The sequence below is a fragment of the Microbacterium radiodurans genome (assembly GCF_008710705.1).
Lineage (GTDB): Bacteria > Actinomycetota > Actinomycetes > Actinomycetales > Microbacteriaceae > Microbacterium > Microbacterium radiodurans.
This window is the reverse complement of record NZ_VYRZ01000003.1, coordinates 571552-592460: the sequence shown is the minus strand read 5'-3', so window position 1 is coordinate 592460 and position 20909 is coordinate 571552. Positions and strand designations below refer to the sequence as shown.

The following is a 20909-nucleotide window of genomic DNA, read 5'->3' as shown; positions in this document are numbered from 1 at the left end:
TATGGCTGATGGCCCCCTGATCGTCCAGAGCGACCGCACCGTCCTGCTCGAGGTCGCCCACGCGAACGCGGAGGACGCGCGGCACGAGCTGGCGATCTTCGCCGAGCTCGAACGCGCTCCCGAGCACATCCACACGTACCGCATCACCCGGCTCGGCCTGTGGAACGCCCGCGCCGCCGGGCACGACGCGGAGGACATGCTCGCGACCCTCGACCGGTGGTCGCGGTTCCCCGTGCCGCCGTCGGTGTCGATGGACATCCGCGAGACGGTGAACCGCTACGGAAGACTCGTGATCGAGCGCGATGCCGAGGGCACGCTCGTCCTGCGCTCGACCGACCCCGCCGTCCTCGCCGAGGTCACGCGCAACAAGCGCATCCAGCCGCTGCTCCTCGGCCATCCCACGCCCGACTCCTATGTCATCGACGCCTGGGCGCGCGGTCAGATCAAGCAGGAGCTGCTCAAGATCGGATGGCCGGCCGAGGACCTCGCGGGCTTCACCCCGGGCACGCCGCACGAGATCGAGCTGAACGAGGACGGCTGGACCCTCCGCCCCTACCAGCGGAAGGCCGTCGACATCTTCTCCGAGGGCGGCTCGGGAGTGGTCGTGCTCCCCTGCGGCGCCGGCAAGACCCTCGTGGGCGCGGCCGCGATGGCCGACACCAAGACGACGACGCTCATCCTCGTGACGAACACCGTAAGCGCCCGGCAGTGGCGCAATGAGCTGCTCAGGCGCACCAGCCTGACGCCCGAGGAGATCGGCGAGTACTCCGGCCAGTCGAAGGAGATCAAGCCGGTCACCATCGCGACGTACCAGATCCTCACGGCGAAGCGGAAGGGCGAGTACGCCCACCTGGCGCTGCTCGACGCCCTCGACTGGGGTCTCGTCGTCTACGACGAGGTGCACCTGCTGCCGGCCCCGGTGTTCAAGCTGACGGCCGACCTGCAGGCACGTCGGCGCCTCGGGCTCACCGCGACGCTCGTCCGCGAGGACGGCCGCGAGGGCGATGTGTTCAGCCTGATCGGACCCAAGCGCTTCGACGCGCCGTGGAAGGAGATCGAGGCGCAGGGGTTCATCTCCCCCGCCGTCTGCTACGAGGTCCGCGTCGACCTGCCCGACGGCGACCGCCTCGAGTACGCCGCCTCGGCAGACGACGAGCGCTACCGCCTCGCGGCCACCGCGCACGCCAAGATCGGCGTCGTACGGGATCTCGTGGCCAAGCATCCGGGCGAGCAGATCCTCGTGATCGGCCAGTACCTCGACCAGATCGACGTGCTGTCCGAAGCGCTCGGTGCGCCGAAGATCACCGGTGCGACGCCCGTCGACGAGCGCGAAGAGCTCTACGACGCGTTCCGCACGGGAGAGGTCCCCGTGCTCATCGTCTCGAAGGTCGCCAACTTCTCGATCGACCTCCCCGACGCATCGGTCGCCATCCAGGTGTCGGGATCGTTCGGCTCGCGGCAGGAGGAGGCGCAGCGCCTCGGTCGCCTTCTGCGCCCGAAGTCGAACGGTCACACGGCGAGCTTCTACACGCTCATCGCGCGCGACACGGTCGACCAGGACTTCGCCCAGAACCGTCAGCGGTTCCTCGCCGAGCAGGGATACAGCTACACGATCCTCGACGGCGACGCGGTCGCCGCGGCGTGAGACCACGCGGTCCGGCGCGGCCCGGTCCTACGGACGGGTGAGGTTCGGCCGCGGCTCGCCGGGGAGCGGCACGGTCGCGGTCGGAGTCGGCATCGGGATCGGCGCCGGCAGCGGCGGACGCGCCATCCGGTACGTCCGCGTGATCGGGCGCCGGCGCAGCACCAGCTCGACGGCGGCGCAGTAGAGCCCGATGAGGAGCAGGCTCGTGACGAGGCTCGTCCAGCCGACCTCGGTCGCCGCGGCATCCCCGCGTCCGGCGAGGTCGAACGAGAACGCCAGCAGATTGTTGACGACGTGCAGGGCGATCGCGGCCTCGAGCCCGCCCGTCCGCCACGTGAGCCATCCGGCTGCGACGGCGAACGCGCCCACCCCGACCTGACCGACCGGGTCGTAGAGGTGGCCGATGACGAAAAGCGGCACCGGCAGCAGGATCGCGAAGAGCGGATGCCGCAGCCACCGCCCGATCGCCTGCATGAGATACCCGCGGAAGACGTACTCCTCCGCCGTCGCCTGCACCGGGACGAGCAGCAGGATCACCACGAGGCTGACCCACACCGTCGCGCCCGACGGACCGGCATCGGCACCGGCGTCGTCCGCGGGCAGCAGGAGCGAGATCGCCGTCACGACGACGACGGTCGCGACGGAGAGGCCGCCGCACACGAGCAGCCACCGCCACCTCATCCGCCCGTAGACCGCGGTCACGAAGCCGACCCGGGGCCCGTTCACGATCCGGGAGGCGAGCACGTACGCCGGCAGCATCAGGGCGATCGTGCCGAGCGCGAGGGCGAGGGCGAACGGCGACGAAGTGTCGAGGATCGCGCCCGTCGACAGCTGCTCGACCGCGTCCGCCGCCGGTCCGCCCGCGAGGGTCAGGACCAGGGTGACGACCAGCACGACGCCGAGCATCACGAGGTAGAAGACGAGCCCCAGCGCCCCGACGGCGAGCGGCGTCCACCAGCCCGATCGGCGACGCGCGAAGACGAGCCGATGGAAGGCGAGACGGTCGGCGTCGATCGGTCGGGGCATGCTCCCATCCTCCCGCGTCGACCTACCAGGTCGTGGCATCGCGGCGCGATATCCAGCAAACGGATCGATTCCGGTGCCAGTATGAGTTCATGACAGCACCGCGCATCCTCGTCGTGGACGACGAACCGAACATCCGGGACCTGCTGATCACGGGCCTGAAGTTCGCCGGCTATCAGGTCCGAGCCGTCGGCAACGGCGCCCAGACCATCTCCGCCGTGCTCGAGGAAGAACCCGATCTCATCGTGCTCGACGTGATGCTGCCCGACATGAACGGGTTCAGCGTCACGAAGCGGCTGCGGGGTGCCGGGTACACCGCGCCGATCCTGTTCCTCACCGCGAAGGACGAGACCGAGGACAAGATCGAGGGCCTGAACGCGGGCGGCGACGACTACGTCACCAAGCCGTTCAGCCTCGACGAGATCGTCGCGCGCATCCAGGCGATCCTCCGCCGCACGATGCAGGCCGACGAGGAGTCGATCATCCGCTCCGGCGAGCTGACGATGGATCAGGACACCCACGACGTCCACGTCGGCGACGCGTCGATCGATCTGTCGCCCACCGAGTTCAAGCTGCTGCGCTACCTCATGCTGAACCCGAACCGCGTCCTCAGCAAGGCCCAGATCCTCGATCACGTCTGGGAGTACGACTTCAACGGCGACGCCGGCATCGTGGAGAGCTACATCTCGTACCTGCGCCGCAAGATCGATCCGCACTCCTCCGAGCCGCTCATCCAGACCAAGCGCGGTTTCGGGTACATGCTCAAGGCCGACAAGTCGGCGTGATCCGCCGGCGGCGGGGAGCGGCATCCTGAACGCGCCCAAGACCGACCGCGTCACCCGCTGGTGGCGCGGCATCAGTCTGCGCGCGAAGGTCACGGGCGTCACCGTGACGCTTCTGGCGATGGGACTCATCGCCGCGGGCACCGGGACGATGATCTTCCTGCGCAACTCGCAGATCTCCACGCTCGACAGCAGCCTCCGCTCCCTCGTGCCGACCGACCTGGCCAGCACGGTCATGGAGGTGAACGTCACCGACGGCGTGGCCGAGTTCACGGCCAACGAGGACGCCCCGCCGACCAACTTCATCGTCGCCGTCTACTCCCCCGAGGGCACCCTGCTCGAGGTCGCCGGCGGCACGGGCCTCTCCGAGCCCGCGGTGCCCGACACCTTCCCGCTCGATCGCACGGTCGTGAAGGGCACGGAGCCGTTCGAGCTCGCCGCCGTCGAGGGATCGGGCACATTCCACGCGAGCGTCGACGTGCTCGAGATCGAGGGATCCCGGCTGTCGTACACCCAGCTGGTCGCGCTCCCGCTGACGTCGGTGACGCAGACCGTGGCGAACTTCATCAGCATCTACACGGTGCTGGCCGCCCTCATCCTCATCGCCGGAGCGCTCGGCACGCGCGCCCTCGTGACGCTGACATTCCGGAGTCTCGGGCAGGTCGAAGAGACCGCGATGACCATCGCGACCGGCGACTTCAGCCAGCGCATGGGCGACATCGCGCCGGCGACCGAGGTCGGCCGGCTGAAGATCGCCATCAATGCGATGCTCGACCGCATCGACACCGCCCTCGCCGAACGCGACGCCACCGTGCGGCAGATGCGCCGCTTCATCGGCGACGCGAGCCACGAGCTTCGGACGCCCCTGGTCACCGTCCGCGGGTACGCCGAGCTCTACCGCATGGGCGCCATCACCGACGCCGAGAACACCGCGCAGGCGATGGAGCGCATCGAGAAGGAGGCGATGCGCATGGGCGGCCTCGTCGAGGACCTCCTCGCGCTCGCCCGCCTCGACGAGCGCCGCGACCTGGTCGTCGCCCCCGTCGATCTGCGTCCCATCGCGCGGGATGCCGCACTCGACACCCGAGCGTCGGACCCCGAACGCGCGATCGACGTGCTGGAGTTCTCGGGTGCGATGACCGTCGCGCCGCTCCCGGACCCGGCCGAGACGCCACGGGGCGCGAAGCGGCGACCGACGCCGACGCGGACGCTCGCGACGAGCGGGCTCTCGCGACTGCGCCGGCGCCCGCGCGAGAGCGCCGCGACGGGCGAGCAGCCCCTTCTCCAGCCCGCGTCCTCGCCGCTGGCCCCGGTCGTCCTGGGCGACGAGAACCGCATCCGCCAGGTCGTCGCGAACCTCCTGGGCAACGCCCGCCGGTACAGCCCGGCGGGGACGCCGATCGAGATCGCCGTCGGCGTCGACGGCGCGAGCCGCATGGGATGGATCTCGGTCATCGACCACGGGGAGGGCATCCCCGAGCAGCTGCGGCAGAAGATCTTCCAGCGCTTCTGGCGCGCCGACACCTCGCGCACCCGCGAGACCGGCGGGTCGGGGCTGGGCCTCTCGATCGTCGCCTCGATCGTCGAAGCCCTCCACGGCGCCATCGACGTCCAGAGCACGCCCGGCGGGGGTGCGACGTTCCGCGTCTCGTTCCCCCTCGCCGATCGGCGGGAGGCGGCTGAGCACCTGTGGATCGAGACGCAGCCGCTGCCGCGGCTCCGGCCCGAGGCCCGGGCGCGCGACGACCGGCGCAGCACGGACACGGACGACACGGCGCCGACCTCCGCGGGCTGAGACCCGGACGAGAAGCGTCCCTCCCCGATCGCCGCGGCGACGTGGTTCTCCCCGACCGGATGCCGCCGGCCTCGGTGCTCGGAGCGCGCACCGTAGCGTGACGGCATCCGAGAGAGGGAGTACCGCATGACCGTTTTCTCCGTCGACAGCGACGCCGTCCTCACCGCCACGGCCGGCATCCGCGGAACCGCGAGCCGCATCGAGAGCGACACGGCCGCGATGATGGCGCAGCTCGTCCAGCTCCAGTCATCGTGGACGGGCGGCGCCGCTCTCGCGTTCCAGAGCGTCGCCGAGCGCTGGAGCGCCGCGCAGCGCGAGGTCGAGACGGCTCTGGCCGACATCGCGGCCGCGCTCGACACGGCGGGTCAGCAGTACCTGCAGGCGGAGCAGGCCGCCACAGGGCTCTTCCGCTGAGAGCGCACCGGAACGCGGAACGGCCCCTCCCGAAGGAGGGGCCGTTCTGCTGGGCTGTGTCCGGACTCAGAAGTCCATGCCACCCGTGGGGTCGCCGGCCGGAGCCGCGACCTTCTCGGGCTTGTCGGCGACGACCGCCTCGGTCGTCAGGAACAGGCCGGCGATCGAGGCCGCGTTCTGCAGCGCCGAGCGCGTGACCTTGGCGGGGTCGATGATGCCCTGCGCGAACAGGTCGCCGTACTCGCCGGTCGCCGCGTTGAGGCCGAAGCCGACCTCGAGCTCGGCCACCTTGTTGGCGACGACGCCCGGCTCGAGGCCGGCGTTGAGGGCGATCTGCTTGAGCGGAGCCTCGATGGCGACGCGCACGATGTTCGCACCGGTCGCCTCGTCGCCCGAGAGCTCGAGCCCGGCGAAGGCGTGCTTGCCGGCCTGGATCAGCGCGACGCCACCACCGGCGACGACACCCTCTTCGACGGCGGCCTTCGCGTTGCGGACGGCGTCCTCGATGCGGTGCTTGCGCTCCTTGAGCTCGACCTCGGTCGCAGCGCCCGCCTTGATGACGGCGACGCCACCGGCGAGCTTGGCGAGACGCTCCTGGAGCTTCTCGCGGTCGTAGTCGCTGTCGGTGTTGTCGATCTCGCGACGGATCTGCGTGACGCGACCCTCGAGCTGACCGGAGTCGCCGGCGCCCTCGATGATCGTGGTCTCGTCCTTCGTGATGATGACCTTGCGCGCGCGGCCGAGCAGGTCGACGGTCGCGTTCTCGAGCTTGAGGCCGACCTCTTCGGTGATGACCTGACCACCGGTGAGGATCGCGATGTCCTGCAGCTGCGCCTTGCGACGGTCGCCGAAGCCGGGAGCCTTGACGGCGGCCGACTTGAAGATGCCGCGGATCTTGTTCAGAACCAGCGTCGCGAGAGCTTCGCCCTCGACGTCCTCGGCGATGATGAGGAGCTCCTTGCCCTCCTGGATCACCTTGTCGACGATCGGCAGAAGGTCCTTGATGTTCGAGATCTTCTGGTTCGCGATGAGGATGTACGGGTCCTCGAAGACCGCCTCCTGGCGCTCCGGGTCGGTGACGAAGTAGGGGTTGATGTAACCCTTGTCGAAACGCATGCCCTCGGTCAGCTCGAGCTCGGTGCCGAAGGTGTTCGACTCCTCGACGGTGACGACACCCTCCTTGCCGACCTTGTCGATCGCCTCGGCGATGAGCTCGCCGATCGAGGCGTCGGCGGCCGAGATCGAGGCGGTGGCGGCGATCTGCTCCTTGGACTCGACCTCCTTGGCGTCCGCGAGAAGCTGCTCGGTGATGGCCTTGACGGCCTTCTCGATGCCCTTCTTGAGCGAGATGGGGTCGGCGCCGGCTGCGACGTTGCGCAGGCCTTCGCGGACGAGCGCCTGAGCGAGGACGGTCGCGGTGGTGGTTCCGTCACCGGCGACGTCGTCGGTCTTCTTGGCGACCTCCTTGACGAGCTCCGCGCCGATCTTCTCGTACGGGTCGTCGAGCTCGATCTCCTTAGCGATCGAGACGCCGTCGTTCGTGATCGTGGGAGCGCCCCACTTCTTCTCGAGCACGACGTTGCGACCGCGCGGGCCGAGCGTCACCTTGACGGCGTCGGCCAGGATGTTCAGGCCGCGCTCGAGGCCACGGCGGGCCTCCTCGTCGAAAGCGATGATCTTTGCCATGTGTGTGTCGTCCCTCCGGACCAGTGGCTGTCAGTCTGTTGGCACTCGACGATTGCGAGTGCTAAATCATTCTGGCACTCGCCCATGGGGAGTGCAAGCCGCCGTGCCGGGCGACGAAACGACGGAGCGCGCCGGCATCGCGGCGCGCTCCGTCGTTCGTCAGCCGTGGTTCAGGCGAGCGGCCGCACCGACTCCGCCTGCGGCCCCTTCTGTCCGGAGCCGACGGTGAATTCCACCGCCTGCCCCTCCTCGAGGACGCGGAATCCGCTCATCTCGATGTTGGAGTAGTGGACGAAGACGTCCTGACCGTCGGTGACGGTGATGAAGCCGAAGCCCTTCTCGGCGTTGAACCACTTGACGGTTCCCTGGGTCATGCGAATCTCCTGAGGCTGTGGGACAGCGTCAGGATATGCAGGCGCGGATGCCGCGACCGGGCATTTCCGGGCACTGTTGACACGGCCGCATCGAGATCTTCACGAGCGTGAAACACGCACCGCGTGAGCCTCGCCGTCAGCCCTCGTTGTCGGCCCCGTCGGTCTCGTCCGTGCCGGTCGAGCCGTCGGACCGATCGAGCCCGATGACGATCGTCAGCTGCTTGCCGGCGCTGCCGCCCTCGCCCACCGTCCCGGGGTACGCGTCGCTCAGCTCGACGTTCGCCCCTCCGATGACCTGCGCGAGACCGCGGGCGGCGCCTTCGTCGGCGGCGTCGAGGTAGTAGATCGTGGTGGTCGCGAAGTCCTGCGATCCCGCCTCGCCCGCATCGACGATGCCCGTGTCCCAGCCGGCGCCGACCACGGTGTCGCGGAGCGCGTTCGCGAGCCCGCGCTGCGGGGTCGCGTTGAGGATGAGGACCGGGTAGGTCGTGTCGACGACGGGCTCGGCCGCCTCCGGCGGCGCTTCCGTCGGCCCGGCCGACTGCTCCGTCGACGGGAAGAGCGCGACCCGTCCGGTCACGAGCAGCGTGCCGAAGATCCCGGCGCCGACGAGGACGAGGATCGCGACGATCGACCAGAAGAACAGCAGACCCGCACGCAGCCGCGGGTTCTCCGCTCGGTGGGCACCGACCCGCTCGGAACCGTCGGGCAGCTCGTCGAAGCGGTCTTTCGGGTATGTCGTTCTCGGCACCAGGGAATGCTATCTGTCGGCGGTCGGTGTCACATGGCGGGTCGATGGGAGTGCGAGCGCTCACCCGCGTCGCGCAGCCGCCGCAGTCGGTGCACGAGCAGGGGCTCGGCGGCGACGGCATCCGCCGTCTCGATGAGACGCCCCAGGAGCTGGTAGTACCGCGCCGGGGTCAGCCCGAGATCCGAGCGGACGGCCTCCTCCTTCGCACCGCTGTGGCCGTTCCAGCGCGCCTCGAAGTCGAGGAGCCGGCGGTCGCGGTCGGAGAGAGGCACGCCACAACGCTATGCCCGCGACCGCCGTCAGCCGTGACGCCACTCCCACCATCCGCCGAGCGGATCGGCGAAGGCGTGGATGCGGCCGTCGAGGGCGACCGCGAATCCCGAGGAGGCGGCATCGGGCTCCCCGGGCGCCCAGCCGTCGTGCGTTCCGATGGCGTCGATCGTGATCCACCGTCCGGCGGCGCGGACGGCTTCGATGAGCGCGCCCCGGCCGGCGCGGGGAACGTGGACCAGCACCCCCGGCGTCGTCACGACCAGCGTGGCATCGGCGGGGGCCGCCGCGGAGACCTCGCTCAGGCGTTCGAAGGCGTCGCCGGCGGACAGATGCGGTGGATCGGCGGCGGCGATACGCGCAGCGGCGCGGATGCGGTCGGCCCGACCGGTCTCGCCCGGCCACGCCAGCCCTGCGAGCCAGTCGACGTCGCGCGGGTCGGTGACGTCGAGGGGGTTCAGATCGATCCCCGCGCGCCAGACGACGTCGGGCATGACGACCTCCGGCATCCGATCGCCGCGGACCTCGCAGACGAGCTCCACCGACGACGGGCCGTCGACGGGGTCGAGCCGGAACTCTCCGTCGGATCCCACGTACCGGTACGAGTACCGGTCGGGGTAGAGGCACAGGCCGGCGCTCGCGCCGATCTCGAGGAGCGCGATCGGCCCCTCGACGCGCGTCAGCTCGGGAAGGAGCGCGGCGCACCTCAGCGGCTCGTTGGTCTGGATCGCGCGATGTCCGCACTCCCGCACGACGGCATCCGCGTGCTCTCGGAACCACGCCGCCCACGCGTCCGCCGCGACGTCGCCGGAGCCGAGCAGTCGCGTCACGGCGAACACCAGCGGCGGCTGACGGTGCGGACTCGGGAGCGACGAGAGGATGCCGCTCAGCTCGGCATCGTCCGCGACGCGATGCGCCCACGACGCGTAGAGATCGGATCGGCCCGGCGCCTCGGTCGACGCGAATCGCCGGTAGCGGTCGGCGACGGCGGCGGTTTCGACATCCATTCGGCCATTGTCCGGGAACACCCGGGCCATTCGTGAAGTTGAATAGGTCGAGGCAAGGAGCAGACATGACGTATTCCGTGAACAAGACCGACGAGCAGTGGCGCGACGAGCTCTCCCCGGAGCAGTACGCGGTGCTGCGCCAGGCGGGCACCGAGCGCGCCTGGACCGGCGAACTCCTCGACGAGGGCCGAGCGGGCCTCTACGCCTGCGCGGCGTGCGGCGCCGAGCTCTTCCAGAGCGGCACCAAGTTCGACTCCCATTGCGGATGGCCGAGCTTCTACGAATCGGTGCGACCCGAGGCCGTCGAGCTCATCGAGGACCGGTCGCACGGCATGGTGCGCACCGAAGTGCGCTGTGCCACATGCGGCTCGCACCTCGGCCACGTGTTCCCCGACGGATTCGGAACGCCTACCGGCGACCGCTACTGCATGAACTCGCTGTCGCTGTCGTTCAGCCCCGAGCAGCCGTGACGGGCGCCTACGAGGCTGCGCGCGGCCGCCGATCGTGGTCGAAGGTCACCGACGAGGCGCCGACGCATGAGGAGCTCGCGCGCCTCGTGTCGGCTGCCGGTCGCGTCGCCGACCATTCGTCGCTGCGCCCGTGGCGGCTGATCGAGCTGCGCGGGGACGATCGACGCCGGCTCGGCCGTGCGCTGAACAAGGCGGAGGGCGACCGCGGGTCGTCGACGAAACCGCTGCGCGCACCGCTCCTCGTCGCGGTCGTCGCGAGCTACAGCAAGAAGTCGAAGGTGCCGCGCTGGGAGCAGGAAGCCGTCGCCTCCGGCGTCGCGCACATGCTCAGCCTCCTGCTCGACGAAGCCGGCTGGGGCGTCCTGTGGCGCACCGGCGGAGCGACCCGCTCGAAGCCCGTCGCGAAGCTCCACCGACTGGGCAAGCGCGAAGAGCTGCTGGGGTGGCTCTACGTCGGCGGCAAGCCCGCCGGCCGCGACTCCGGTCGGCGTCGGCAGATCGACGGCGCCGCGTTCCTCACGCGTCTGCCGGGCTGACCCGCACGCTGCTGCCGTGCGCCCCGTTCAGCGCACGGCGACGGCGGCGGGACGCTCGATCGCCGACGCGGCCGGGCGGGCGGCCGTCGGCGGCGTGCGCGCAGCCGCCGTCTTGGCGATCGCGTCCGGCAGCAGGTCGACGATGCCGAGCCCGAGCGCATCGGCGATGAGCGCGAGCTCCTCGATCGAGAGCGCCGACGGGTGCGTGCGATGGAGCCGCCGCGCCAGCGTTCTCATCGGGATGCCGGTCGCTTCCGCGAGGCGTTCCTGCGTGATCTTTCGCTGGGCGAGAATCGCACGCACCTGACGCGCTACGCGCGCACTTAGCAAAGTGTCTGCCATACAGCAAGGGTAGGGTGAACCCTTGCCACTTGGCAACCTTCAATGCCACACTTGGCGGGTGCCCACTGGAACCAAACCCGTCCCCGGACCCCTCAGCCACCATGTCGCCCGCGTTCTCACGCGCGAGATGGCGCGACAGCACAAGAGACAGATCGAGGTGGCACCCGCCGTCGGGATGTCTCCCTCGCAGCTGTCGCGCACGCTCGCGGCGAGAAAAGTCCTGACGATCGATCAGCTCCACGGCCTCTGCGACTACCTCGGGCTGTCCATCTCGGAGGTCGTGACGATGGACGACGCCGCAGGATCGGACCTGCCCCGCATCGGTGTCCGACCCGCCGAGCAGAATGATCGTGCGGTCGCGAAGCAGCGGTCGTCCGACCGCGGAGGGGACGATGGACACGGATGACGAACTGCACGCTCTGCTGCAGCAGCTCGGTGTACGCGTCGCCTACGCCGACCTCCCCGATGACCGCGACGGCGAGTTCTGCGCGGCCGACCGGCTGATCCGGCTACGCCCGAACATGCCGCGCCGTCTCCACCGCTCGGTGCTGGCGCACGAGTGCGCACACGCGCTCCGCGGTGACGCAGCGCTCCCCGCCGGGGTCGCGGCGCAACGGCAGGAGCGTCGCGCGGACGAATGGGCTGCCCGTCGACTGATCGAGCGGGCGTCCTACATCCGCGCCGAACAGCTCCACGGCGGCCACGTCCAGGCGATCGCCCTCGAGCTGGAGGTGACGGTCGACGTGGTCGACACCTACCGGCGGCTCCTCGCGCAGGACGCCGTCGAGTCGCGCCCGGCCCCCCGGCATCCGTCGCGGCGCCACCGGTCGGCGACGAGCGGGGCTTAGCAGATTCCTGGGAGCAGCGGACCCATGCGTCACGCAGCATGCGGGTCGAATTAAGCTCGTATGATGCCCGGGCTCCGTCGGAGGAGCGTCGGTGGACGGCCCCCGTCGTCGACCACCGGGCTCGTCAGCGGGAGATGCTTTGCACGGAAACGCCACAGTTCGCTACGACGACGTCGCCCTCCTCTCGGTCGCGAGCGTGCTCCCCAGCCGGGTCACGACGTCGGATGAGATCGAGGACCGACTCACGGACGTCCTGAAGCGGCTGCGGTTGAAGCCGGGACTGCTCCGCCGCGTCGCCGGCGTGAACGAGCGGCGCAACTGGGCCGAGGGCGAGTCGTCCGACGACGCCACGATCGCCGCCGGAGAGCGAGCCCTCGCCGAGGCGGGCGTCGACCCGTCCCGCGTGGGGCTGCTGATCAACACCTCCGTCACCCGCAAGCACCTCGAGCCGTCCGTCGCGGTCCGACTCCACCACGGACTCGGCCTGCCGTCGTCGGCGATCAACTTCGACGTCGCCAACGCGTGCCTCGGCTTCATCAACGGCATGACGCTGGCGGCGGGCATGATCCAGTCGGGGCAGATCGAGTACGCGATCGTCGTCAACGGCGAGGATGCCGACGAGATCCAGGTGAACACCGTCGAGCGGCTCACCCGCGGCGGACTCGACCGCGACGCCTTCATGAGCGAGTTCGCGTCCCTGACGCTCGGGTCCGGGTCGGCCGCCGCGGTTCTGGGTCGCGCCAGCGCGCATCCCGAAGGTCACCGGATCATCGGCGGCGTGACGCGCGCCGCCACCCAGTTCCACGAGCTGTGCGTCGGGAGCGTCGACGGCATGTTCACGGACGCCAAGGCGCTCCTCAAGGGCGGCCTGGCTCTCGTCGTCGATGCGTGGGAGGAGGCGCAGTCGACCTTCTCGTGGTCCGGGATGGACCGCTACATCACCCACCAGGTCTCGTCGGTGCACACCAACGCGATCGTCAAGGCCGTGGGCCTCGATCGCGGGCGCGTCCCCACCACGTACCCGACCCTCGGCAACGTCGGTCCCGCCTCGATCCCCATCACCCTCGCCGCCGAGCAGGAGACGCTCGACCGCGGCGATCGCGTGCTCCTGATGGGCGTCGGATCGGGACTGAACACGAGCACGTTGGAGCTCCAGTGGTGAGCGAGGCGCTCGACACCGCTACGGCCGCGCCGGGCGCCCTGCCGGGCATCGAACCCGGTATCTCGCGCTTCGTCGACGTTCCCGGCGTCGGCGCCGATTCCGGTCGCACGCGCCGCTGGCACGTGCTCGACACAGCGGGCGCGCTCGAACGCGAGGGTCACACGGCCGTGGGCACCATCGTCGCCGTCCACGGCAACCCCACGTGGTCGCTGCTGTGGCGGCAGCTGATCGCGGCCTCCCTCGAACGCGCACGCGCCGGCGGCCCCGCCTGGCGCGTGCTCGCCGTGGACCAGCTCGAGATGGGCTACTCCGAGCGCACCGACCTCGACCGGCGGCTCGAGCAGCGCGTGGCCGACCTCGACGCGGTCGTGAACGCCGCCGGCGTCACCGGCGACGTCGTGACGCTCGGGCACGACTGGGGCGGCCCGGTCTCGCTCGGCTGGGCGACGCGCCACCTCGAACGGCTGCGCGCCCTGGCCGTGCTCAACACGGCGATCCACCATCCGGACGGCAGGCCGCTCCCGGTCGCCCTCCGCGTCGCCGGCGCGCGCGGACTGCTGGCCACCGCGACCACCCGCACCACCGCCTTCCTCGACACGACGCTCGCGCTCGCCCGTCCCGCCCTCGAGCCCGAGGTGCGCGCCGCATACCGCGCGCCGTATCGGGATGCCGCACGCCGGCGCGGCATCGGCGGTTTCGTAGCCGACATCCCGGCGACCCCGCGGCATCCGAGCACGCCCGAGCTCGACCGCATCGCCGCCGCGCTCACCTCGATCGAGGTCCCGGCGCTGCTGCTGCGCGGCCCGAAGGACCCCGTCTTCGGCGAGCACCACCTCGAGGACCTCGCGCAGCGGATGCCGCACGCCGACGTGCACCGCTTCGAAGGCGCCGGCCACATGCTGGCCGAGGAGCGCCCCTACGCCGCGACGTTCCTCGACTGGCTCGACGACCGGGTGCTCACCGCCCCCGCCCAGCCCGCGAATCGATCTTCCTCGCCCGAATCCATCCCGCATGGCGGATCGACTCGCGCGAGGAAGATCGACTCGCGGACCTTCTCGCCGTTGTGGTCGCGCCTGTTCGAGCGTCGCGACGACGACGCCACCGCCGTCGTGGACCTCGGGCGCGGCGGCGACGCACCCGCGGTCGAGGTGAGCTGGCGCGCTCTCGCCGAGCGCGTCGAGCAGCTCGCGGCAGGCCTGACGGCGTTCGGCGTCGGGCCGGGCGACCGCGTCTCGCTGCTCGTGCAGCCCGGTCCGACCCTCACCGCGGTGCTGTACGCGTGCCTGCGCATCGGCGCCGTCGTGGTCGTCGCCGACCGCGGGCTCGGCGTCGACGGTCTCTCCCGCGCGGTGCGGGGATCGTCTCCGTCGGTCATCATCGGCGAGCAGACGGGCCTCGCCGCCGCACGCGCGCTCGGCTGGCCCGGCCGGCGGATCTCCGCGCCCGACCTGCCCGCGGCGGCGAAGCGCCTCCTGGGTGTCGAGACGAGCCTCGTCGAGCTGGCTCGCACCGGCGCGTCGACGCTTCCCACCCTGCCCGCATCGCCCGACGCCGACGACGAGGCAGCCATCCTGTTCACCTCGGGGTCGACCGGGCCCGCGAAGGGCGTCGTCTACACGCACCGGCAGCTGTCCGCGCTCCGAGACGCCATCGGCTCCCACTTCGAGGTCGGCCCCGACACGGGGCTCGTCACCGGCTTCGCTCCGTTCGCCCTGCTCGGCCCCGCCCTCGGGACGCGGTCGGCGACGCCGCGGATGGACGTGTCCGCACCGCGCACACTGACCGCGAACGCGGTGGCCGAGGCCGTCCGGCGCTCGAAGGCGCGGATCGTCTTCCTCTCCCCCGCCGCCCTCGCGAACGTCGCCGCGACCGCCGATGCCCTCACGGCCGACGATCATCGCGCTCTCGGCGAGGTCTCGACGTTCCTGTCGACGGGCGCACCGGTCGGCATCGAGCTCCTCCGCCGCGCCCAGCGGCTCATGCCGAATGCGACCGCGCACACGCCCTACGGCATGACCGAGTGCCTCCTCGTCACCGATGTGACCCTCGACGACCTCGAAGGGGCCCAGGACGCGCCGGATGCCGGTGTGTGCGTGGGTCGTCCGATCGGCTCGGGTCTCGTGCGCATCAGCGCGCTCGACGAGTCGGGCGCCGCGTCGGGCGAGCCGTCCGATGCCGCCCGCGTCACGGGCGAGGTCGTGATCTCCGCTCCCCACCTGAAGCGCGGCTACCACCGCCTGTGGGCCACCGATCGCGTGGCGGCCCGCGAAACAGCCTCGGCCGACGCATCCGGCGATCCGGCGGAAGCCGGTGCCGACACGGGTCACCGGTGGCACCGCACGGGCGACGTCGGTCACCTCGACGCCGACGGGCGCCTGTGGATCGAAGGACGACTCCCCCACGTCGTCACGACCGCGCAGGGGCCCGTCACGCCCGTCGGACCCGAGCAGCAGGTCGAGACCGTGGACGCGGTGCGCCGCGCCGCCGTCATCGGCGTGGGTCCGCGCGGCCGTCAGGTCTGCGTCGCGGTGATCGAGACCGTCGCCGGCGCGCGCCGGCCGGGCCTCGCACCCGCGGACGTCGCAGACCTCGTCCGCTCGGCGAGCATGCAGCCGCTCACCGCGGTGCTGGTGGTGCCGTCGCTGCCCACCGACATCCGGCACAACTCGAAGATCGATCGGTCCCGGCTGGCGGCGTGGGCCGAGCGCGTCCTCGCGGGCGAGAAGCCGGACGCGCCGTGATCGTCCTGGCCACCGGTGCATCCGGCTTCCTCGGCCGGGCGGTCGTGAGCTCGCTGCTCGCGGCCGGCCACGAGGTGCGGACGCTCCAGCGCCGACCGAGCGGCGTTGAGGGAGCGCGCGACATCACCGGCTCGATCACCGATCGCGCGACCGTCGAGACCGCCGTCGACGGTGCCGACGCCGTCGTGCACCTCGCCGCCAAGGTGTCGCTCGCGGGCGACCCGCGCGAATTCGTCGCCGTGAACATCGACGGAACCCGGATGCTGCTCGACGCGGCATCCCGTGCCGGGGTCGAGCGCTTCGTGCAGGTGTCGTCGCCGTCGGTCGCCCACGCGGGCTCCGCTCTCGCCGGCGCCGGCGCCGACCCCGCCGACCCGGTCCACGCGCGCGGCGAGTACGCCCGGACGAAGGCCGAAGCCGAGCTCGTCGCCCTCGCGCGCGACAGCGCCGCCATGCGTGTCGTCGCGATCCGGCCGCACCTCGTGTGGGGGCCGGGCGACACGCAGCTCGTCGCGCGCATCGTCGCGCGCGCGAAGCGCGGCACCCTGCCGCTCCTGAACGGCGGCACGGCGCTCATCGACTCGACGTACGTCGAGAACGCGGCATCCGGCATCGTCGCGGCGCTCGAGCGAGCACCCGAGGTGGGTGGCCGCGCATACGTGCTCACGAACGGCGAGCCGCGCCCCGTCGGGGACCTCATGGCCGGCATCTGCCGAGCCGCCGGCGTCACCCCGCCCCGCTTCAGCGTGCCGGCCGGTCTCGCGCGTGCGGCCGGTGCGGCCGTCGAGAAGGTCTGGGCCGTCCGGCCCGGCGCCGACGAGCCGCCCATGACGCGCTTCCTCGCCGAGCAGCTCTCGACCGCGCACTGGTTCGATCAGACGGCGATCCGTCGGGACCTGCAGTGGCAGCCGGCCGTCTCGCTCGACGAGGGGCTCGCACGCCTCGCCCGCTCGTACGCCGTGCGCTGAGACGGCGACCCGCGCGGTATCAGCGCCGACGCCGGGGAACGACGACGACCGCGACTCCGACGAGCGCGACGGCAGCGGCGAGTGACGCGATCGCCAGAGTGGGCGCCGAGGATGCCGGAGCGACCGCGTCCAGGGCGATGGATGCCGCGAGCAGCCCGACGACCGAGCCGAGCCCCAGCAGCAGCACCCCCGTGTGGCGCACGATGGCGGCCGACATCACGATGTAGGTCACCCCGAGCGGGCCGCCCAGGTAGAGCCACGGCGCGGCCGGGAAGGTCTGCGGCATCCCCGACACGACGACGCTGACGACCGCGGCCAGGACGAGCACGAGCGTGCCCGACGCGAAGTTGACCGCCGTCGCCGCGAACGGGCTCCCGAGCGATTGCCGCAGCCGCCCGTTGGTTCCCTGCTGCCACGCGACGCCGGCGCCGGCGAGCAGCGGGAGGACGATCATCCACACCGCGGCCGCGGAGCTGCCGGGGCCGAGCGCGCACAGCGCGACGCCCGCGAGCACGAGGGCGGCACCCACCACGCGGGGCACCGTGACGGCGACGACGCCGCCCGGTCCGTATCCGACACGGTCGATGACGAGCCCGCCGACGGTCTGGCCCGCGACGAGTCCGACCGTGAAGAGGGCGACCCCGATCGTCGCGACGGTGAGCCCCTGGGTCGCGACGGTGACGGCGCCGGCGAGACCGCCCAGCAGCATCCAGACCGGGATGTCGCGACCGACGCCCGAACCGAGACGCCGCAGCCCCGCGCGTCCCTGCGGCAGCGCGCAGCACAGCGCGACGATGAGGACGAGGCCCGAGCCGAAGGAGATGGATGCCGCGACGAGTCCGTTGCCGATCGCCGCGCCCAGCGATCCGTTGATGCGCGCCTGGACGGCGGTGAGGATGCCGATGAGGACGGCGACGGGCAGCGAGACGCCGAGCGGCAGAACGCTGCGGGCGGCCGACTGTTCGCCGCTCACGCGTCGTAGCGCGCGCCGGCCGGATTGCTGGCGAGGACGAACAGCACGATCAGCGCGAGACCGCCGAGGACCGGCACGAGACCGACGAACCACAGCGCGCCCGGGAGGTTCGCATCGTGCAGCCGTCGCCACGACAGTGCGAGCCAGGGGACGAGCGTGGCGATGCCCCAGATCGTCAGGAGGATCGCGCCGACACCGATCAGGGGCCCCGGCTGGCTCGTGCGGGTGGCTGCGTCGTAGGTGGCGCCGGCGAAGCCGCCGGCGCCGGTGGCGAGCCCGAGCACCGTCGTGACGATCACGTTGGCGAGGTACCACCACCAGAACTCGCTCCGGCTGGCACGCCCCGAGAACGTCGCGTACTTCCGCCAGAACCGGCTGAACGCCTGAGCGAAGCTCGCGCCCCGCAGCGGCAGGTGCAGCGGCGCATCGGGCGATCCCGCGGAGTGTCGTGCGTCGTCGGTCATCGGCCCTCCGCCCTCGGCTGGTCGCGCCCGGCGCGCGACCCCTGTGGAGCCGACTACGGGACTCGAACCCGTAACCCCCGTATTACAAGTACGGTGCGCTACCAATTGCGCCAAGTCGGCAGAAGCCCCAGTCTATCGACCGTCGCGACGACCGCCGTGCGCGGATCGGATCGGATCAGGGAGCGGGCGTGGCCGTCGGCGTCGGCGTGGGCGTCGGCGCCGACCGGTAGTAGGCGTCGCTCGCGCTCGTCAGGACGAACTGCGAGAACTCGGCGGGGTCGGACATGTCGCCGATGTACTGCTTGCCGTTGACGAGCACCATCGGCGTGCCCGTGAGCGACAGACCGTCGGTCTCGGGGATGCCGGCGACCGCGCGCTCGGTGGCCGACTTCGCCCAGGCGGCGTACGAGCCCGACTCGATGCACTCGCGGACCTGCTTGGTCGCGTCGACGCCGGTCGCCTGCGCCATGTCGGCGAGCTGGACGTCCGAATAGCCGTCGGTGTCGACCTCGGGCTGGCGCACGAGCAGCTCGTTGTTGAAGGCGAAGAAGGCGTCGGGCGAGTTCGTCGCGACGCACGCCGCGGCGCTCGCGGCGCGCAGCGAGTACTTGGTGCCGTTCGACTTGGCCGTCAGCATCGCGACCGGGTAGTAGCTGAGGGTGACCGCGCCGTCGTCCACCCACGAGGTCAGCTGAGCGGCGTTGGCGACCTGCCAGTCGCGGGCACCGGCGGACAGGTAGTCGACGTACACGCGGATCTCGACGGGCGGGGCCGCGGACGTCGACGGGGCGGGCGTCGCCTCCGCCTCGGCGGCCTCGGGTGTCTCGGTGGGAACGGGTACGGCGGCCTCGGCGGTGAGGTCGCTCGAGACGGCTCCGCTGACGACGTCGGCGACGACGAAGCCGTCGCCCGACGCGTTGGTCGGCGACAGCTGCGGCCTCGCGCCCGCCGTCGACACCGTCCAGGTCACGACGACGGCGACGGCGGCGACGGCGCCGAGCGCCAGGACGCCGAGACCGGACCGACGCGCGAGCCGTGCCCGCGACTGGCGGGTGTGCACCTGCTGGGCCTTCTCGCGGACCGCTTCGCGGCGGTCGATGCCGGCCTCGGAGTCGGCTGCGTCGGGAGTGTCGTCGGATGACATGGAACCTCGGTGAGCGGGAGATCGTGGAGAAGCGCTGCGGCGGACGGCCGTGTCGGGCGGCTGCGTCGGGCGGCTGCCTCGAGCGGCTGGGTCGTTCGGCTCGATCCGTCGGGCGGCGCGGGCTGTTCCGATGGTAATCAGCCTGTCTGGGAAAGCCCAGAGCATCCCGCCGATCGCGCCGGTCTCGGATCGCGCCCGCGCGTGGCATACTGAGCTTGCGTCCGATGGCGGGCGTACGGGGAGACCCCCGTTCCATCACAACGGATCGTCCGGCACGTACCTGCCGGTGAAGGAGAAGAAACAATGGCGTCCGTCACGTTCGACAACGCAACCCGCCTGTACCCCGGTGGCACCCGCCCCGCGGTCGACAAGCTGAACCTCGAAGTCGCCGATGGCGAATTCCTCGTTCTCGTTGGCCCCTCCGGCTGCGGAAAGTCCACCTCGCTGCGCATGCTCGCCGGCCTCGAAGAGGTCAACTCGGGCGCCATCCGCATCGGTGAGCGCGACGTCACCGACGTCCCGCCGAAGGACCGCGACATCGCGATGGTGTTCCAGAACTACGCGCTGTACCCGCACATGACCGTCGCCGAGAACATGGGCTTCGCCCTCAAGATCGCCGGTGTCGGCAAGGAAGAGCGCGCTCAGCGCGTGCTCGAGGCCGCCAAGCTGCTCGACCTCGAGGAGTACCTGACCCGCAAGCCGAAGGCCCTCTCGGGTGGTCAGCGTCAGCGCGTCGCGATGGGTCGCGCCATCGTCCGCCAGCCCCAGGTCTTCCTCATGGACGAGCCGCTGTCGAACCTCGACGCCAAGCTCCGCGTGCAGACCCGCACCCAGATCGCATCGCTGCAGCGCCGCCTCGGCGTCACCACGGTCTACGTCACGCACGACCAGACCGAGGCGCTCACCATGGGCGACCGCATCGCCGTGCTCAAGGACGGCCTCCTCCAGCAGGTCGGCACGCCGCGCGACCTGTACGAGAAGCCGAACAACGTCTTCGTCGCCGGCTTCATCGGCTCGCCCGCGATGAACCTGTTCCCCGCCGACCTCGCCGACGGCGGCGTCCGCTTCGGTTCCGAGATCGTTCCGCTCGACCGCGACACGGTCGGCCGCACCAACGGCAGCCAGGTCACCATCGGCGTCCGCCCCGAGGACATCGAGGTCGGCCCGGCCGACGGTCGCGGCCTGTCGATCAAGGTCGACCTGGTCGAGGAGCTCGGCGCCGACGGCTACCTCTACGGCCACACCGAGATCAACGGCAAGCGCTCGGACATCGTCGCTCGCGTCGACGGCCGCAACCACCCGAACGCCGGCGAGACCGTGACCCTGGCCGCCAAGCCGGGCCACGTGCACGCGTTCGACGTCGAGTCGGGCGACCGCCTCAACGACAAGCCGGTCGTCTCGGCCTGATCCGGTAGATTCGTACGCTGCGGCGCGGATGGCTTCGGCCGTCCGCGCCGCAGTGTTTCGTGCCGGCGCCCGTCGCGTCGCGATCGAAGAACCTGAACGGAGACCCC

Annotated in this window: 22 protein-coding genes and 1 tRNA gene; 12 read left to right on the top strand and 11 right to left on the bottom strand. The window is 71.2% G+C overall.

Translation table 11 applies throughout. The annotated features are described in order from the left end of the window. The first annotated feature begins 1 nt into the window (after position 1). A complete protein-coding gene (locus tag F6B42_RS13040; protein ID WP_150420109.1) occupies positions 2–1645 on the top strand; it encodes a DNA repair helicase XPB in 1644 nt (547 codons plus the stop codon). A 27-nt stretch (positions 1646–1672) separates the two neighbouring features. Here the strand turns inward: F6B42_RS13040 and F6B42_RS13035 are convergent, their stop codons facing one another. After that, positions 1673–2671 (bottom strand): CPBP family intramembrane glutamic endopeptidase, encoded by a 999-nt coding sequence (locus F6B42_RS13035; RefSeq protein WP_223878498.1) that lies wholly within the window; start codon positions 2669–2671, stop codon positions 1673–1675. 89 nt (positions 2672–2760) lie between these two features. Between F6B42_RS13035 and F6B42_RS13030 the strand changes: the two genes are divergently transcribed. The 3 genes from F6B42_RS13030 (at position 2761) to F6B42_RS13020 (ending at position 5659) form a co-directional block, all read left to right on the top strand. Continuing rightward, entirely contained in the window at positions 2761–3453 is a 693-nt protein-coding gene (locus F6B42_RS13030) for a response regulator transcription factor (RefSeq protein WP_150420107.1), read from the top strand. A gap of 118 nt (positions 3454–3571) precedes the next feature. Further along, entirely contained in the window at positions 3572–5245 is a 1674-nt protein-coding gene (locus F6B42_RS13025) for a sensor histidine kinase (RefSeq protein ID WP_150420106.1), read from the top strand. A 126-nt stretch (positions 5246–5371) separates the two neighbouring features. Continuing rightward, positions 5372–5659, top strand: a complete 288-nt coding sequence (locus F6B42_RS13020; RefSeq protein WP_150420105.1) for a WXG100 family type VII secretion target — start codon at positions 5372–5374, stop codon at positions 5657–5659. Positions 5660–5725: 66 nt separating this feature from the next. Here the strand turns inward: F6B42_RS13020 and groL are convergent, their stop codons facing one another. From groL to F6B42_RS12995, 5 genes are all read right to left on the bottom strand, one after another. Beyond that, entirely contained in the window at positions 5726–7345 is a 1620-nt protein-coding gene (groL, locus tag F6B42_RS13015) for a chaperonin GroEL (protein ID WP_150420104.1), read from the bottom strand. Positions 7346–7515: 170 nt separating this feature from the next. Then, entirely contained in the window at positions 7516–7719 is a 204-nt protein-coding gene (locus tag F6B42_RS13010) for a cold-shock protein (RefSeq protein ID WP_150420103.1), read from the bottom strand. 136 nt (positions 7720–7855) lie between these two features. After that, entirely contained in the window at positions 7856–8470 is a 615-nt protein-coding gene (locus F6B42_RS13005) for a LytR C-terminal domain-containing protein (RefSeq protein WP_150420102.1), read from the bottom strand. Between the two features lie 29 nt (positions 8471–8499). Beyond that, complete coding sequence (locus tag F6B42_RS13000) at positions 8500–8742, bottom strand: DUF3263 domain-containing protein (protein WP_150420101.1); 243 nt, start codon at positions 8740–8742, stop codon at positions 8500–8502. Positions 8743–8769: 27 nt separating this feature from the next. Continuing rightward, on the bottom strand, positions 8770–9747 hold the full coding sequence (locus F6B42_RS12995; protein ID WP_150420100.1) for a DUF2332 domain-containing protein: 978 nt from the start codon (positions 9745–9747) through the stop codon (positions 8770–8772). A gap of 65 nt (positions 9748–9812) precedes the next feature. Between F6B42_RS12995 and msrB the strand changes: the two genes are divergently transcribed. Both msrB and F6B42_RS12985 read left to right on the top strand, forming a co-directional pair. Beyond that, positions 9813–10217 (top strand): peptide-methionine (R)-S-oxide reductase MsrB, encoded by a 405-nt coding sequence (gene msrB / locus F6B42_RS12990; RefSeq protein WP_150420099.1) that lies wholly within the window; start codon positions 9813–9815, stop codon positions 10215–10217. Further along, positions 10214–10753, top strand: a complete 540-nt coding sequence (locus F6B42_RS12985) for a nitroreductase family protein (protein ID WP_223878497.1) — start codon at positions 10214–10216, stop codon at positions 10751–10753. The genes msrB and F6B42_RS12985 overlap by 4 nt, the downstream gene beginning before the upstream one ends. A 27-nt stretch (positions 10754–10780) precedes the next feature. Here the strand turns inward: F6B42_RS12985 and F6B42_RS12980 are convergent, their stop codons facing one another. Further along, positions 10781–11095, bottom strand: coding sequence for a helix-turn-helix domain-containing protein (locus F6B42_RS12980; RefSeq protein WP_150420097.1), 315 nt, complete (start codon positions 11093–11095; stop codon positions 10781–10783). A 58-nt stretch (positions 11096–11153) separates the two neighbouring features. Here F6B42_RS12980 and F6B42_RS12975 point away from each other — a divergent pair, with 58 nt between their 5' ends. The 5 genes from F6B42_RS12975 to F6B42_RS12955 all read left to right on the top strand — a co-directional run bounded on the left by F6B42_RS12975 (position 11154) and on the right by F6B42_RS12955 (position 16814). After that, positions 11154–11501 (top strand): helix-turn-helix domain-containing protein, encoded by a 348-nt coding sequence (locus F6B42_RS12975; protein ID WP_150420096.1) that lies wholly within the window; start codon positions 11154–11156, stop codon positions 11499–11501. Further along, positions 11488–11943 carry an ImmA/IrrE family metallo-endopeptidase gene (locus tag F6B42_RS12970; RefSeq protein WP_191089359.1) on the top strand — a complete coding sequence of 152 codons (456 nt, stop codon included), beginning with the start codon at positions 11488–11490 and terminating at the stop codon, positions 11941–11943. The genes F6B42_RS12975 and F6B42_RS12970 overlap by 14 nt, the downstream gene beginning before the upstream one ends. Before the next feature lie 139 nt (positions 11944–12082). Then, positions 12083–13105 (top strand): 3-oxoacyl-ACP synthase III, encoded by a 1023-nt coding sequence (locus F6B42_RS12965; protein WP_150420094.1) that lies wholly within the window; start codon positions 12083–12085, stop codon positions 13103–13105. Beyond that, positions 13102–15846 (top strand): alpha/beta fold hydrolase, encoded by a 2745-nt coding sequence (locus F6B42_RS12960; protein ID WP_150420093.1) that lies wholly within the window; start codon positions 13102–13104, stop codon positions 15844–15846. Before F6B42_RS12965 ends, F6B42_RS12960 begins: the two co-directional genes overlap by 4 nt. Beyond that, positions 15843–16814: an NAD-dependent epimerase/dehydratase family protein gene (locus tag F6B42_RS12955; protein WP_150420092.1), complete on the top strand. Its 972-nt coding sequence runs from the start codon at positions 15843–15845 to the stop codon at positions 16812–16814. Before F6B42_RS12960 ends, F6B42_RS12955 begins: the two co-directional genes overlap by 4 nt. 19 nt (positions 16815–16833) lie before the next feature. Here F6B42_RS12955 and F6B42_RS12950 read toward each other — a convergent pair whose 3' ends face one another. The 4 genes from F6B42_RS12950 to F6B42_RS12935 all read right to left on the bottom strand — a co-directional run bounded on the left by F6B42_RS12950 (position 16834) and on the right by F6B42_RS12935 (position 19395). Continuing rightward, entirely contained in the window at positions 16834–17787 is a 954-nt protein-coding gene (locus F6B42_RS12950; protein ID WP_223878496.1) for a DMT family transporter, read from the bottom strand. Continuing rightward, on the bottom strand, positions 17784–18251 hold the full coding sequence (locus tag F6B42_RS12945) for a DUF805 domain-containing protein (protein WP_150420091.1): 468 nt from the start codon (positions 18249–18251) through the stop codon (positions 17784–17786). The genes F6B42_RS12950 and F6B42_RS12945 overlap by 4 nt, the downstream gene beginning before the upstream one ends. A 44-nt stretch (positions 18252–18295) precedes the next feature. Continuing rightward, positions 18296–18371 (bottom strand) — tRNA-Thr (locus F6B42_RS12940). A 55-nt stretch (positions 18372–18426) separates the two neighbouring features. Beyond that, positions 18427–19395, bottom strand: coding sequence for a DsbA family protein (locus F6B42_RS12935; protein ID WP_150420090.1), 969 nt, complete (start codon positions 19393–19395; stop codon positions 18427–18429). 303 nt (positions 19396–19698) lie between these two features. Between F6B42_RS12935 and F6B42_RS12930 the strand changes: the two genes are divergently transcribed. Next, entirely contained in the window at positions 19699–20802 is a 1104-nt protein-coding gene (locus F6B42_RS12930; protein ID WP_150420089.1) for an ABC transporter ATP-binding protein, read from the top strand. Positions 20803–20909: the final 107 nt, after the last annotated feature.

Coding starts and splice junctions, on each gene's coding strand:
- F6B42_RS13030 (WP_150420107.1), top strand. CDS start 2,761: ATGACAGCACCGCGCATCCTCGTCGTGGACGACGAACCGAACATCCGG.
- F6B42_RS12945 (WP_150420091.1), bottom strand. CDS start 18,251: ATGACCGACGACGCACGACACTCCGCGGGATCGCCCGATGCGCCGCTG.
- F6B42_RS13010 (WP_150420103.1), bottom strand. CDS start 7,719: ATGACCCAGGGAACCGTCAAGTGGTTCAACGCCGAGAAGGGCTTCGGC.
- msrB (WP_150420099.1), top strand. CDS start 9,813: ATGACGTATTCCGTGAACAAGACCGACGAGCAGTGGCGCGACGAGCTC.
- F6B42_RS13035 (WP_223878498.1), bottom strand. CDS start 2,671: ATGCCCCGACCGATCGACGCCGACCGTCTCGCCTTCCATCGGCTCGTC.
- F6B42_RS12970 (WP_191089359.1), top strand. CDS start 11,488: ATGGACACGGATGACGAACTGCACGCTCTGCTGCAGCAGCTCGGTGTA.
- groL (WP_150420104.1), bottom strand. CDS start 7,345: ATGGCAAAGATCATCGCTTTCGACGAGGAGGCCCGCCGTGGCCTCGAG.
- F6B42_RS13025 (WP_150420106.1), top strand. CDS start 3,572: ATGGGACTCATCGCCGCGGGCACCGGGACGATGATCTTCCTGCGCAAC.
- F6B42_RS12935 (WP_150420090.1), bottom strand. CDS start 19,395: ATGTCATCCGACGACACTCCCGACGCAGCCGACTCCGAGGCCGGCATC.
- F6B42_RS12980 (WP_150420097.1), bottom strand. CDS start 11,095: ATGGCAGACACTTTGCTAAGTGCGCGCGTAGCGCGTCAGGTGCGTGCG.
- F6B42_RS12930 (WP_150420089.1), top strand. CDS start 19,699: ATGGCGTCCGTCACGTTCGACAACGCAACCCGCCTGTACCCCGGTGGC.
- F6B42_RS13020 (WP_150420105.1), top strand. CDS start 5,372: ATGACCGTTTTCTCCGTCGACAGCGACGCCGTCCTCACCGCCACGGCC.
- F6B42_RS13040 (WP_150420109.1), top strand. CDS start 2: ATGGCTGATGGCCCCCTGATCGTCCAGAGCGACCGCACCGTCCTGCTC.
- F6B42_RS12995 (WP_150420100.1), bottom strand. CDS start 9,747: ATGGATGTCGAAACCGCCGCCGTCGCCGACCGCTACCGGCGATTCGCG.